At 38.4% G+C, this 12,894-nt stretch carries 16 protein-coding genes; 9 read left to right on the top strand and 7 right to left on the bottom strand.

What is annotated here, in order from left to right; translation table 11 throughout:
• Positions 1–1,239, top strand: a complete 1,239-nt coding sequence (locus ACKWBX_RS04825) for an exo-beta-N-acetylmuramidase NamZ family protein (RefSeq protein WP_413967984.1) — start codon at positions 1–3, stop codon at positions 1,237–1,239.
• A gap of 12 nt (positions 1,240–1,251) precedes the next feature.
• Here the strand turns inward: ACKWBX_RS04825 and ACKWBX_RS04820 are convergent, their stop codons facing one another.
• Both ACKWBX_RS04820 and ACKWBX_RS04815 read right to left on the bottom strand, forming a co-directional pair.
• A complete protein-coding gene (locus tag ACKWBX_RS04820; protein WP_413967517.1) occupies positions 1,252–2,082 on the bottom strand; it encodes a sterol desaturase family protein in 831 nt (276 codons plus the stop codon).
• Positions 2,083–2,153: 71 nt separating this feature from the next.
• Complete coding sequence (locus ACKWBX_RS04815; RefSeq protein WP_413967516.1) at positions 2,154–2,648, bottom strand: YkgJ family cysteine cluster protein; 495 nt, start codon at positions 2,646–2,648, stop codon at positions 2,154–2,156.
• Positions 2,649–2,721: 73 nt separating this feature from the next.
• Here ACKWBX_RS04815 and ACKWBX_RS04810 point away from each other — a divergent pair, with 73 nt between their 5' ends.
• Entirely contained in the window at positions 2,722–3,435 is a 714-nt protein-coding gene (locus ACKWBX_RS04810) for a class I SAM-dependent methyltransferase (protein WP_413967515.1), read from the top strand.
• Positions 3,436–3,481: 46 nt separating this feature from the next.
• The gene (locus tag ACKWBX_RS04805) at positions 3,482–4,390 is read left to right on the top strand and encodes a hypothetical protein (RefSeq protein ID WP_413967514.1); all 909 of its coding nucleotides are present in this window, start codon (positions 3,482–3,484) and stop codon (positions 4,388–4,390) included.
• A 308-nt stretch (positions 4,391–4,698) separates the two neighbouring features.
• Here ACKWBX_RS04805 and ACKWBX_RS04800 read toward each other — a convergent pair whose 3' ends face one another.
• Positions 4,699–5,331: a 7-carboxy-7-deazaguanine synthase QueE gene (locus ACKWBX_RS04800; RefSeq protein ID WP_413967513.1), complete on the bottom strand. Its 633-nt coding sequence runs from the start codon at positions 5,329–5,331 to the stop codon at positions 4,699–4,701.
• Between the two features lie 209 nt (positions 5,332–5,540).
• Between ACKWBX_RS04800 and ACKWBX_RS04795 the strand changes: the two genes are divergently transcribed.
• The 3 genes from ACKWBX_RS04795 to ACKWBX_RS04785 are packed head-to-tail and all read left to right on the top strand — an operon-like array spanning position 5,541 to position 7,986.
• Complete coding sequence (locus ACKWBX_RS04795) at positions 5,541–7,046, top strand: helicase HerA-like domain-containing protein (protein ID WP_413967512.1); 1,506 nt, start codon at positions 5,541–5,543, stop codon at positions 7,044–7,046.
• Between the two features lie 4 nt (positions 7,047–7,050).
• The gene (locus tag ACKWBX_RS04790) at positions 7,051–7,605 is read left to right on the top strand and encodes a hypothetical protein (RefSeq protein WP_413967511.1); all 555 of its coding nucleotides are present in this window, start codon (positions 7,051–7,053) and stop codon (positions 7,603–7,605) included.
• 12 nt (positions 7,606–7,617) lie between these two features.
• Complete coding sequence (locus ACKWBX_RS04785; RefSeq protein ID WP_413967983.1) at positions 7,618–7,986, top strand: cupin domain-containing protein; 369 nt, start codon at positions 7,618–7,620, stop codon at positions 7,984–7,986.
• Here the strand turns inward: ACKWBX_RS04785 and ACKWBX_RS04780 are convergent.
• Positions 7,983–8,405, bottom strand: a complete 423-nt coding sequence (locus ACKWBX_RS04780; protein WP_413967510.1) for a winged helix-turn-helix transcriptional regulator — start codon at positions 8,403–8,405, stop codon at positions 7,983–7,985. The two genes, ACKWBX_RS04785 and ACKWBX_RS04780, sit on opposite strands and share 4 nt — an antisense overlap.
• Positions 8,406–8,501: 96 nt before the next feature.
• On the opposite strand from ACKWBX_RS04780, the gene ACKWBX_RS04775 reads away from it, so the two are divergent.
• The 3 genes from ACKWBX_RS04775 to ACKWBX_RS04765 are packed head-to-tail and all read left to right on the top strand — an operon-like array spanning position 8,502 to position 10,063.
• Positions 8,502–9,344: an alpha/beta hydrolase gene (locus ACKWBX_RS04775; protein WP_413967509.1), complete on the top strand. Its 843-nt coding sequence runs from the start codon at positions 8,502–8,504 to the stop codon at positions 9,342–9,344.
• A gap of 51 nt (positions 9,345–9,395) precedes the next feature.
• A complete protein-coding gene (locus ACKWBX_RS04770; protein ID WP_413967508.1) occupies positions 9,396–9,635 on the top strand; it encodes a DUF7218 family protein in 240 nt (79 codons plus the stop codon).
• A 2-nt stretch (positions 9,636–9,637) separates the two neighbouring features.
• Positions 9,638–10,063 (top strand): VOC family protein, encoded by a 426-nt coding sequence (locus ACKWBX_RS04765; protein WP_413967507.1) that lies wholly within the window; start codon positions 9,638–9,640, stop codon positions 10,061–10,063.
• A 184-nt stretch (positions 10,064–10,247) separates the two neighbouring features.
• Here ACKWBX_RS04765 and ACKWBX_RS04760 read toward each other — a convergent pair whose 3' ends face one another.
• From ACKWBX_RS04760 to ACKWBX_RS04750, 3 genes are all read right to left on the bottom strand, one after another.
• The gene (locus tag ACKWBX_RS04760; protein ID WP_413967506.1) at positions 10,248–11,111 is read right to left on the bottom strand and encodes an alpha/beta hydrolase; all 864 of its coding nucleotides are present in this window, start codon (positions 11,109–11,111) and stop codon (positions 10,248–10,250) included.
• Between the two features lie 331 nt (positions 11,112–11,442).
• Positions 11,443–12,099: a hypothetical protein gene (locus ACKWBX_RS04755; protein ID WP_413967505.1), complete on the bottom strand. Its 657-nt coding sequence runs from the start codon at positions 12,097–12,099 to the stop codon at positions 11,443–11,445.
• Between the two features lie 171 nt (positions 12,100–12,270).
• Entirely contained in the window at positions 12,271–12,891 is a 621-nt protein-coding gene (locus ACKWBX_RS04750; protein WP_413967504.1) for a DUF2306 domain-containing protein, read from the bottom strand.
• Positions 12,892–12,894: the final 3 nt, after the last annotated feature.

Genomic DNA, 12,894 nt, shown 5'->3' with positions numbered 1-12,894 from the left:
ATGCTCTTTTTATCCAACTTCAAAAGTACAGTTTTATTATGGTTTTTGGTATTGACCGCCTGCGGAAACACAACCAAGAAAGTCGGTGCAACAGCGGATAAAAATATAGAAATCATTAAAGAAGATACGGTCTTACAAACTATTACGGCTTCCAACAGAACAAAGCTTTATGTTCCGCTTTTGAAAAATAAAAGAGTGGGGATTGTGGCCAACCAGACCAGTGTTATTTTCACAGAGAACGGTCACAAGCATCTGATTGATTCCTTATTGCTCCATAAAATCGATATCAAAAAAGTATTTGCTCCCGAGCATGGTTTTAGGGGCAAGGCCGATGCAGGAGAAAAAGTTAAAGATGGAATGGATGCTAAAACCGGTCTCCCGATTATTTCATTGCACGGAAAGAGTAGAAAACCATCTCAAAAACAACTTGATGGTCTGGATGTCATCTTGTTTGACATACAGGATGTTGGCGTGCGCTTCTACACCTATATTGCCACATTACAATTGGTCATGGAAGCCTGTGCCGAAAAAGGTATTCCCGTTATTGTTTTGGATAGGCCGAACCCAAACGCCCATTATGTAGACGGACCCACCATGAAAAGTGAACATACCAGTTTTTTGGGCATGACCAAAATTCCATTGGTTTACGGTATGACAATCGGGGAATATGCCCAAATGATCAATGAAGAAGGATGGCTGGAAAACGGTAAAAAGGCGAATCTAAAAATTATTCCCCTTGAAAATTGGACGCACCTATCCAGCTATTCCCTTGCCATAAGACCTTCTCCAAACTTACCGAACGACGTATCTATAAACCTTTATCCAAGTCTAGGTCTTTTTGAGGGCACTAATGTGAATGCGGGCCGAGGCACGGAATTTCAATTTCAACGATATGGCGCCTCGTTTTTGGATAGTACTAAGTATGATTTCAGTTATGTCCCAAAACCTAATTTTGGTTCTAAACATCCTAAGGAAGAAGGTAAAAAATGCTATGGCAAAGATTTGTCCAAAATTCAAAAAATGAACACGATGTCTTTGCAATGGCTGTTAGATGCCTATGAGAACTGCATCGAAAAATCCAAGTTTTTCAATACTAAAGGATTTACCAAACATGCAGGAACCCAAAAACTACAACAACAAATTGAAGCGGGGCTTTTAGAAATCGAAATCAAAGCTACTTGGCAGGCAGATTTGGAAAAATTTCGGAATATTAGAAAAAAGTATTTAATGTATGAGTGAAAATAAAACCTACTACTCTGTAGTCGTAGGTTTTCTATACTTATGAAAAGGCTGTTTTAACAATCCAACGATACTGCTGTTCTCCTTTTCATCCGGAAAAGTATCTACGCCATAGGTAATTTTATCGGGGTCCAATTCCATATAGGTTCCGAAAAGTCGGTCCCAAATAGAGAAAATGTTTCCATAATTACTATCCGTGTAGGGTAATTTATAGTGGTGATGTACTTTGTGCATATCCGGAGAGATAATGAACCAGCTCAAAGCCTTGTCCACCTTTCTGGGCAATTGAATATTTGCGTGGTTAAACTGGGACAATACTACGGAAAGACTTTGGTATAACATCACAAGAGCTATGGGTGCGCCTACTATAAAAACCCCTATAAGCGTGAAGAGGTAACGGATAAGGCTTTCCAAGGGATGGTGACGGTTCGCTGTGGTCGTGTCAACATGATGGTCCGAGTGATGCACCAAATGCACCATCCACAAAGGTTTTACTTTATGCTCTACTAAATGTGCAGTATATGCGCCTATTAAATCCAACAATAGCAATCCCAAAACAATATACAACCAAAAAGGCATTTCAGGCAACCAATTAATGATACCAAAATTATTCGCTACCGTCCAGTCCGATGTTTTTAAAAGTAAAAATGCGAGTGGAAAATTTACAACTATCGTAGTAATGGTAAAAAAGAAGTTGGGCAATGCATGTTTCCACTTTTTATATTTTACGTTGAATAGCGGCACAATACCTTCCAAAATCCAGAAAAAAGTAATACCTCCCACCAAAATCAAGGAGCGATGCAAAGGGGGAATAGTTTCAAAGTAACGGATAAGCTGTTCCATCTTTTAAAGGTAAATAAAAGTCTAGAGACTTTTAATGTTGATCAGAAAGTGAGCTCAAGCAATTCCCATATTTAAAGATCGATTCTTTTCTTCATCGCTTCAATAATATTGAAAGCCGCGGGACAAATAGCAACGTTCTTTATGGTTAAGTTGTTGATTTGTTGAAACTTTTTTCGGTCCGTATGGGGAAATTCCCGGCAAGCTTTGGGTCGTACTTCATAGATGGAGCAATAGTTATCGGCTCCCAAAAAGGCACAGGGTACCTGTTGCAGTACATAATCGTTCTCCTCATCAATCTTAAGATAGGTGTCAATAAATTTTTGTGGTTTTAAACGCAAATGTTTCGAAATGCGTTTAATATCGGCATTGGTAAACAATGGTCCCGTTGTTTTGCAGCAATTGGCGCAGGTAAGACAATCGGTCTGTTCAAATTCCGCTTCATGTAATTCCTGCATCATATAATCCATATCTTTGGGCGGTCTTTTTTTCAATTTGAAAAAAAACTTCTTGTTTTCATTATGCTTTTCCTTTGCCTTCCGGGGGAGTTGTTTCAAGACTTCTTCCATAGCTCAAATTTTTCATCTCAAAACTAGGGAAGTCCTTTTAAAAAAGAGATTTTTGTAGCTCAAATTCATCAAATTGCAAAAAGATATTCTAGGTAAGGCATTATTAGATTACCAAAAAAAGGATTACACGGAAGACATTAAGACCTATTCTTCTTTGGACGAAGAAGATATTTTGCCATTGCCCTATCTCTACAGAACTTATAAAGAAATGCCTTTACTGGAACAAAAAGCGTTACAACTATGTAAAGGCAATGTATTGGATATTGGTTGCGGAGCCGGTAGCCATAGTCTATATCTGGAACAAATTGGTTTGCACACCACTGCCCTTGATCGTTCCAAAGGAGCTATTGAAGTTTGCCGGCAGCGAGGGCTAACCAAAACGGTATGCAGTACTTTCCTCGATTTTGAAAGTGATCCTTTTGATACCCTGTTGCTGCTCATGAACGGTATTGGTATTAGTGAAAAATTAAACCGGTTGGATGTGTATTTAAAAAAAATGAAATCGCTCTTAAAGATTAACGGACAAATACTATTGGACTCCAGCGATATTATTTATATGTATGCTTCGGATGAAAGGGATGGAGGATATTGGATTCCCGAACATTTAGATTATTATGGCGAAGTACAGTTTACCATGGAATACAAGAACCTAAAGAGCGAACCTTTTCATTGGCTGTACATTGATTATAATACTTTACAAAGAGCTGCTACTTATCATCATTTAAAGTGTAAACTTGTAAGCCAGGGCAATCATTACGACTATTTAGCCAGATTATCCTTTAAATAATACTACTAGGCATGTTTTTTGCGTTATTAGTGATATAAATTTAGCTATGAGAAAGTTAGGAAAGTTATTCTTACTCGGTTTGTTCACTGTTGTGTTATCCTGTTCAAAGAGTAGCAATGATGACACGCCTCCAGAAGAACCACCAGTGGCAGTTGACAAAAGGGCTAACTTATTGGCTACAGGCGATTCGGCCAATGACATTCTTTCAAATAACAACTTTGACAGACTACTTATAGAAATTGGTTTTGTTACGGGGTTCAGACCCACTAATGAAGCTTTGAACAATCTAGCCGCCTTTTTGAGACAGCATACGTTCAAACAGGAAATTGAATATATGTTCACGGAGTTGGATTCCCCAAACGAGGATGACCTAACACTCCAAGAGATTGCCAATTTAGAGGAAGACAATAGGACTGCCTATAATAATGGCAATACTTTGGCCGTCTATATTTATTTTGCGGACGCGCCTTCCGAGGGAGATGAAGAAGAAGAGGGATTGGTTACGCTAGGCGCAGTATACCGAAACACTTCTATGATCATCCATGAATCTACCATAAGAAATTTAGCCGCTAGGAGTCCTGTCATAACAAATGCCGATGTTGAAGAAGCCACATTAAACCATGAATTTGGTCACTTGTTTGGGCTTGTTAATTTAGGTACGGAAGCAATCAATGACCATGAATCACAATCGGAAAACAATGACGGTGAATTAGTAGGTGATAATCACTGTAACGTAGAAGGCTGCCTAATGCGTGCCGAACTACAATTTAATGCCAGCGGAAAATCGGCTGCGCTTACTGCTCGATCAACTTATGAAGATGGCGTAAAAGCTGGCTGTGTACTTTCCGGAAAAACAGTATTAAGTCTGTTGCAATCCAACACGGCCAGAGGTGCCGCTCCTCCTGGTCTAGATGCGGAATGTATTTTGGACATACAAGGTAATGGAGCCCGATGAGAGTTCAGAGTTCAGAGTTCAGAGTTCAGAGTTCAGAGTTCAGAGTTCAGAGTTCAGAGTTCAGAGTTCAGAGTTCAGAGTTCAGAGTTCAGAGTTCAGAGTTCAGAGTTCAGAGTTCAGAGTAAGGAAATTATCATATGCTTAGAAAACAAATAAATTTATTACTGTTTACTTAATACTTAGAACTGATTACTAACAATCAATAATTACTGATTACTGTCCACTGAACACTGACAACTGACAACTGACAACTGACAACTGACAACTGACGACTGACGACTGACGACTGACGACTGACGACTGACACACTAAGGTATATTCAAATATTTATGGGTCTGTAGGGAAATCTTCCATTTAGGATTTTGCATTACATAGTCTACGATCATAGGTGTAACCTTATCACGTACGCTCCATTCCGGCTGTAAATACAGGATGCAGTTTTTATTAGTCAAAGCCGCTTGTTCTTCAGCAAAAATCAGGTCGTGCTTATTATAAACGATAACCTTTAATTCATGGGCTTTGTCATAGACAGCTCCGTAAGGTACTTTGTTCTTCTTGGGGGATAGGCAAATCCAATCCCAGTCGCCCGTTAATGTATAAGCTCCAGAAGTTTCAATATGTGTTTTCAGGTTTTTATCCTTTAGTGAGCGGGTGAGCGGTTCCATATTCCACATTAAAGGCTCACCCCCGGTAACTACGATAGTATCCGAATAATTAGAGGCGTTCTTCACAATCAACGCAATATCGGTCGGGGGATGTGTATCTGCATTCCAACTTTCCTTTACATCGCACCAATGACAACCAACATCGCACCCTCCTATTCTAATAAAATAAGCCGCAGTTCCCTTGTGGAATCCCTCTCCTTGAATGGTATAAAATTCTTCCATTAGAGGAAGCATTACACCTCTTTCCACCAAAGCGGTCATCTCCTGTTTTTCCATGGCGCAAAGATACATTTTACCATTTAGATGGTATACATGAGAGCTCCCGTAAAGTTTGTGTTCATGAACCGTTTTTTTTGGAAATCTTTAAAATATAATTCAAATAATAAATTAACGACTTCTCGGAGCAAATTGTTCTCACGTGTTATTTACCATTATGGGCTTTCTATTGCTTAAAAAATCTTCTATTTTTATCAAAAATATACCAAATGGCCACCAAAGAAGCATTTTTCGACCATATAGAAAAAGGATATACCACAAAAGGAGATTACATTACCATGGGGGCGGCCATGCTTGAGGGCGAAGCAGTCACAAATGCACTGGTAAAAGTTCCATTAAAAACGCTTAACAGGCATGGGTTAATAGCGGGTGCCACGGGAACCGGAAAAACCAAAACGCTACAAGTATTGGCCGAAAATCTTTCGGATAAAGGAATTCCGGTATTATTAATGGACCTAAAAGGGGATTTAAGCGGAATTGCAAAACCAAGTCCAGGACATCCTAAAATTGACGAACGCCATCAAAAAATAGGAATCCCTTTTGAAGCCAAAAACTTTCCCGTAGAAATCCTCTCGCTTTCAGAACAGGATGGTGTTAAATTAAGGGCAACGGTATCCGAATTCGGTCCTACCCTGCTTTCCAGAATATTGGATTTGACCACTACCCAAGAAGGTATCATGGCCGTGATTTTCAAATATTGCGACGATAACAAATTACCCTTGTTGGACCTTAAGGATTTGAAAAAAACATTGCAATATGCAACAGGTGCGGGCAAAAAGGAATTTACGGCAGATTATGGCAGAATCTCCACAAGTTCTACCGGAACCATCCTTAGAAAAATAATTGAACTGGAACAACAAGGAGCCGAATTGTTTTTTGGTGAGAAATCTTTTGAAGTTGATGATTTAACCAGAATCGATGAAAACGGTAGAGGGTACGTCAACATTATTCGCCTTACCGATATCCAAGACAGGCCAAAACTATTCTCCACCTTTATGTTGAGCCTACTGGCAGAAATTTATGCGACCTTTCCAGAACAGGGGGATAACGATAGACCTGAATTAATATTATTTATTGATGAGGCCCACCTCATTTTCAAAGAAGCTTCAAAAGCACTGTTGGACCAAATAGAGAGCATTGTTAAATTAATACGCTCCAAAGGTATTGGACTGTATTTTGTAACCCAAAACCCTACGGATGTCCCAAACGAAGTATTGGCGCAGTTAGGTTTAAAGGTACAACACGCCCTGCGCGCTTTTACTGCGAGGGATAGAAAGGCGATTAAGTTAACAGCAGAGAATTATCCCGAATCCGAATATTATGATACCAAAGAAGTCTTGACTTCCTTAGGTATAGGAGAAGCCCTTATCTCCGCCTTGGATGAAAAAGGTAGGCCAACACCTTTGGCCGCTACGTTATTAAGAGCTCCTATGAGCCGCATGGATATTTTGACGAACGGAGAATTAAAAGAGGTTATTAACGCTTCCAAATTGACCAAAAAGTACAATGATGTCTTGGATAGGGAAAGTGCCTATGAAATCTTGAACAAAAAAATTGAAAAAGCGGAGGCCGTAGCAGCCGAGGAAAAAACCAAAACAACAAGCAGAAGAGCAACGACAAGACGCAGTACGCGACAAAATCCGGTCATAAAAGTATTGACCAGTGCCACTTTCATTAGAGGCGTTCTAGGTGTTCTTAAAAAAGTGATACGTTAAGTTTATGCAACCGATCAGAACCATATTCATTCTATTTATTCTAGTCGCTTTCACTAGATGTGAACCGGAAAAAGATTCAAATTTTGTCATTACTTCCGAAGAAGTAGGGAAATTGAAAAAAAGTAGCCTTGCTAGGGATATTGAACTCATTTATGCAGAAGATTCCTTGGTCATGGACACAGTAAGGCTCAACTTTGGTAGCGGTGCCAGTAAAATAAAGGTATATGAAAAAGGTGGGTTTCATCTCCTGACACTTACGCCCAATTCGGACAGCATTCCTACCATACAAAATGTGCAGATAAATGACCCTAGGTTTGCTACTGAAAAAGGAATAACTATAAGAAGTACTTTTAAGGATATTCAAGAAGCCTATACCATCAAAAAAATTATCACTTCTATCAATAATGTGGTAATTCTTTTAAAAGATAGCGACATCTATTTTACCATTGATAAGTCGGAGCTACCGGCCAACCTGCGTTACAATGCCAACTCCAGTATTGAGGCGGTTCAGATACCGGATGACGCAAAAATCAAATATTTGATGGTAGGCTGGGATTAAGTTTAAAATTATATCTTGAAAAAGAACTATACTTTACAGAAATCTCCTTTGATAGTCCCTACGGCAGATGGAAAACGCATTGCCGAGCATTTTGGTCTCGCTACGGATGGAAATCCTGACATAAGCATTGCCCATATGATTGCCCCACCGGGGTGGAGCGAACCATTTCAAACACCAGAGTTTGATGAATACACTTTAGTGGTACGCGGTAAAAAACAATTTATGGTCGAGGGTAAAAAAATTGTTGTCCGAGCTGGGGAATCCATAAAAATAGAAAGAAATACGAGAGTACAATATTCAAATCCCTTTGATGAAACGTGTGAATACATCGCCATTTGTACCCCGGCTTTTTCAATTGAAAAAGTAAACCGGGAAGATTAACGTATCCCATATTTTTCAGGATTGGAACGTACTCTGGGACTATGTGTTTGCATCCATTCCGTGAGTTCCAGCAATTTTTCAACATAGCCTTTTCCAAACTCGGTCAGGTTATATTCCACTCGCACAGGCACTTCCGGATAAGCCTTTCTATTTACATAACCTTCGGATTCCAATATTTTCAACCTTTGACTCAACACTTTATTGGAGATGCCATAAACGTATTTCTGAAGTTTATTGAACCGAAGCGTATCAAAATAACCCAACCATAATACAATCAAGGTACTCCATTGGTCCGAAGCAACCGATAGCACATCCCGCACCGGGCAAAGTTCAGGCGGATTTTTATAATCAATATGCCCAAACATTTTTTCCAACTTTTTTATCATTCTAACTTTCTGATTTTCAGTTATAGTTTCCATAGGAACACTTGGTTTTAAAACGGTGGCGCTCTTTTCAATGAAAAAGAATATGTATTTTTGGTTTCAATAAAAGAGTAAGTTACTAAAAGTAACCATATGAAAAAACTGCTTACCAAATTCATTCCAAAATGCTATGGTATTTTTTTAAATATGTTGGCGCTAATAAATCCAAAAAAGGCAGCATTGAAAGCTTTTTATATTTTCTGCACTGTCCGTAAAGGGCGTATACTCCCCAACCAGCTAGATTTTCTAAAACCCGCAATCAGCAAAAAACATAAAATAGCCGATCATACGATACAAACTTACCATTGGCCGGGCGTTAAAGAAACCGTGCTTTTAGTACATGGATGGGAAAGCAATACATGGCGGTGGCATAAGCTTATTGAAAAATTACAGCAAGCCAAATACAACATCATAGCCTTTGATGCACCGGCCCATGGCTATTCTTCCGGAAAATATTTATATGTCCCACTGTATGCAGAGATACTTCAGCCATTAATAGAAATTTATAAGCCAAAGCATTTAATAGGTCATTCGGTCGGAGGGATGACCATACTCTATAATGAGCACAAGAACATGACTCCCTCCGTATCAAAAATAATAACCATTGGCTCTCCTTCTGAGTTTCATGAAATAATGACGCATTTTAAAAACTTATTAGGTCTGAGCGCAAGAGTAGAAAAGGCTCTGGAGTATTTTATTATAGAAAAATTCGGTTTTAAGATCCGTGACTTTTCTTCTTCTAAATTTGTAAAAGAGAACACGAAGAAAGGATTGCTTTTTCATGACAAACTTGATACCATTGCACCGTATCACGCATCCGAACAGGTACATATACATTGGAGAGGCAGTAGGTTGGTCAGCACGGAAGGTTTGGGCCATTCCATGCATCAAGATGAGGTAAATGACACAATTATACAGTTTTTAGACACGGAATAATTTCTTTTGCATGCATTGCAAATGATAATCCTCCTTATTTTTAAATAAAAAATGGATAGACCAAGTATTAAAAATGAAGCACAATATGAGGCTTTACGAGATGAAGGTTACAGTAAGGAAAAAGCGGCCCGCATAGCCAATACTAAAAACGCTGGAAAAAAAGGCGGCAAGGCCAAAGACTATGAGGACAGGACAAAGGAAGAACTCTATGAACAGGCTAAAAAAATAGGGATTGAAGGTCGCTCAAAAATGAACAAGAAAGAGCTTATCTTTGCGCTACGAAACAACTAGCTATGAGCAACGTAACTCCTTTCCACATTGCCATTCCGGTACATAATTTAGCGGAATGCCGTATCTTTTATCGTGATATCTTAAACTGTGAAGAAGGTAGGAGCAGTGACCATTGGGTTGATTTCAATCTCTTTGGCCATCAATTGGTGATACATTACAAACCAAAAAACGAAACTGCCGATCTACATCACAATCCCGTAGATGGTCATGACGTACCCGTACCGCATTACGGCGTAGTGCTCCCATGGGAAACTTTTGAGTCCTTTTCGGAAGAACTTAAGACCAAGGGTGTCCAATTTATTATTGAACCCTACATTCGCTTTAAGGGAAAATCTGGCGAACAAGCCACCATGTTCTTTAAAGACCCCGCGGGAAATGCGTTGGAGTTCAAGGCTTTTAAGGATATGGGGCAATTATTTGCCAAGTAATCAACCTAATTATTGTGACCAAGAAGTAGGCACTCTATCCCAACGGTGTTTTTTCTATTCTTGATGCAAAGAGGAAGAAAGTCCTTCACCATCACTTGTAGCGGTATTGGCCAGAACATTGCGTTCTTTACGCATTCCGGGAATTACGGTTCCTACATCTCCAAAAAAAGCGTTCTATTTATTTTCAATATTGATGAAAAGCATCCGAAACAAAACCTAAAACATCTGGCAAGGAAGACCTCCAATAAGTCCATGTATGACCTCCATCACGAACCCGATATTCATGTGGAATTTCCTTTTTTTTCATAGCTATATGCACTAGACTGTTTCCTTCATATAAAAAATCATCGTCCCCACAATCTATGTACCACCGGACCGATTTTATATCTTTTACCGGTACAATTTCAATAAGGTTTAATGCATTGTGCCGTTGAAACCAGTTTTCTATTTCTTTATCCGCAAATTTTTGACCTGATTGATTTATTTGAGATTTTAATTGTTCCAAAGTCAGCGGACCTATGTAAGCACTTAACGGGCAAGCCGATGAGAACAAATCCGGCCGGTGTAGGGCATACATAAAAGAGCCACCTCCACCCATGGAAAGTCCGGCAACTGCGCGATATCTTTTTTCGCCCTTAATCCGATATTGTTTTTCTATAAAGGGCATAAATTCTTCAAAAAAGAAATCTTCATACTTCCAATCCCCTACATTAAAATAACCACGTTGCCCAGTTTGCGCATCGGGCATTACAATAATCATTGGTGTTGCCGTACCATCTTTTATGGCATTATCCGCAATTCGTAATACTTCCCCAAATTGCACCCATCCAGTTTGGTCATCCCCAGCACCATGAAGTAAATAGAGTACTGGATAACTTCTGTCCGATGCTTCATAATCTGGTGGCAAGTAAACGGCATATTTTCGTTCGCCCTTAAGAATTTTGCTGGTCATGGAAAGATTATCGTACACCTTACCGGACTGCCCTAAAACAGAAACAAAAGGTGCTATGCAAAACAAAAAGGCTATGCCTACTTTTTTTAGATACATGATGGTTAATTTAAATGATGGCTGATACTATTTTATGAAGTGACTGCAATTTAAAGATACATTTTAATTCAAACCCCAAACTGGGTTAAGCGATGATTACTGGAAAAATCCATCTCAATTTATTTACGCAAATAAAACTACATTGGATCAGTGTATGAAACGTAGCGTGCAAAAGACACTAACTTTTCTGATTAACACAGAGCAAAATTTTTATATTTTGTTTCTAACTTTTCAGTTTTAAAGCCAAATTAAAAATTTGGCGGTCTTTGCAAATAATTACATACCTATCGGTTTTGCACTCATTAGCTATGTTTTATACACCGTGTTGTGTTTAGTTATTTATCCATCCGTATAATTTTACGGGTTTGTTTATCCTTTCAATATATTCGTAACCAATAATTTTTGGTTCATAAACTGCTCCTTTTCTGTCAATATTTTTTGTTTCGACCCAAGCAATTTTTTCATAATCTTCTCTTTTCAATTCAGTACCACTCATCTTAAAGTCTAACCAAAGATTTGGCGTCAGTGTTAAATCAATGACATCAAGGTTTTTTAATGTCAGCCAAGTGTGAAATTTGATTTGTTTATTAAAATTCGGGTTATTCAATCGTTGCTTTAATATAGAGTATTTTTCATAGTGAATTTGTAGCCTGTTAATATAAATATTTCCAGTAGTTATAACAGAGTCAATCTCAAAATGCTTTTTTAAAAATGCTTGTAGTTGATTACTAATTAAGAAACATTTTAGTGCTAAATCTTCAATCTGTAAATTGTCAACAGAGTAAATCTGATGTAAAATAATATTAATAATTTTCTGTCTTTCATCTGAAGAAAACCTAAACTTCTCAATCTCAAAATTATTTATCGGCTTCAAGCCTAAGTTTTTCGTATTAGAGATGGCTTTGCTAAAGTTATATTCATAATTGTAAACTTTAGGATTCCATATTCGTTTTGAGAGCGAATTATATTTTTGTTTTAGGCTTTTCATTCTAATTAAACACATCAGTTTAATATCAGGTTTTATTCCATATAATGTTCATAAGATATGTCGTATTATTTCTACTCGCTATTCTAAAGCAAAATCTTAATATCGTCTATACATGTCAACAATTTCGTTAAAAGTCTCTAGTTCCAATTTTGACACATTGTAAAACCTTATCTATCCTATTGCCAATCCTTTTCTTTTTACCCAAACATAGGCGAATATGATATTGGGAACCCAACATAACCAAGCTACAATGCGATATGCAGGAATAAAAGCCCCAAAAGCGATAGTCAATAGCGGAAGCCAAATGCGCAAGGTTACCGCAGCAAAACAAGCTGCGTAACTATAAATCATGTAAACTTGATGTTTTTGAATATCGGCTTTCTTGACCGCGAGATACGCTCCGCCCGTAAAATAGAGCCATATGAGGGCCAACCCGATAAACCCGGTTTTGGCCACCCAACCACCGGTAGCGTAAAAAGCGATAAATAATCCGCAAAGTCCACTAATAGCAACAGCTCCTACATAGATTTTTCCGATAGTACGGTGACGCCTTAAATTGGCATTTCTAAATTTTTTACTGAACTGTACCCATCCAATCAATAATGCCATCGCCCCAAACGATATATGTCCATAAAAACCTATATTCCAAATAGTATCAGCTAATAGCGCTTTGCTTTTTGTCAAACGGAGGCCTACTTCACCATCGGCAAAAAAATACATAAGTGGGTAAAAACCGACCCCAATGGCCAAAAAACCAAATACGAACCAAGCTACCTTATTTGTTTTGTTCATTCC

The organism is Maribacter algae (genome assembly GCF_047345745.1).
GTDB lineage: Bacteria > Bacteroidota > Bacteroidia > Flavobacteriales > Flavobacteriaceae > Maribacter.
Note: the sequence above shows the minus strand (reverse complement) of the source record. Positions and strands in the feature narration are given on the sequence as shown.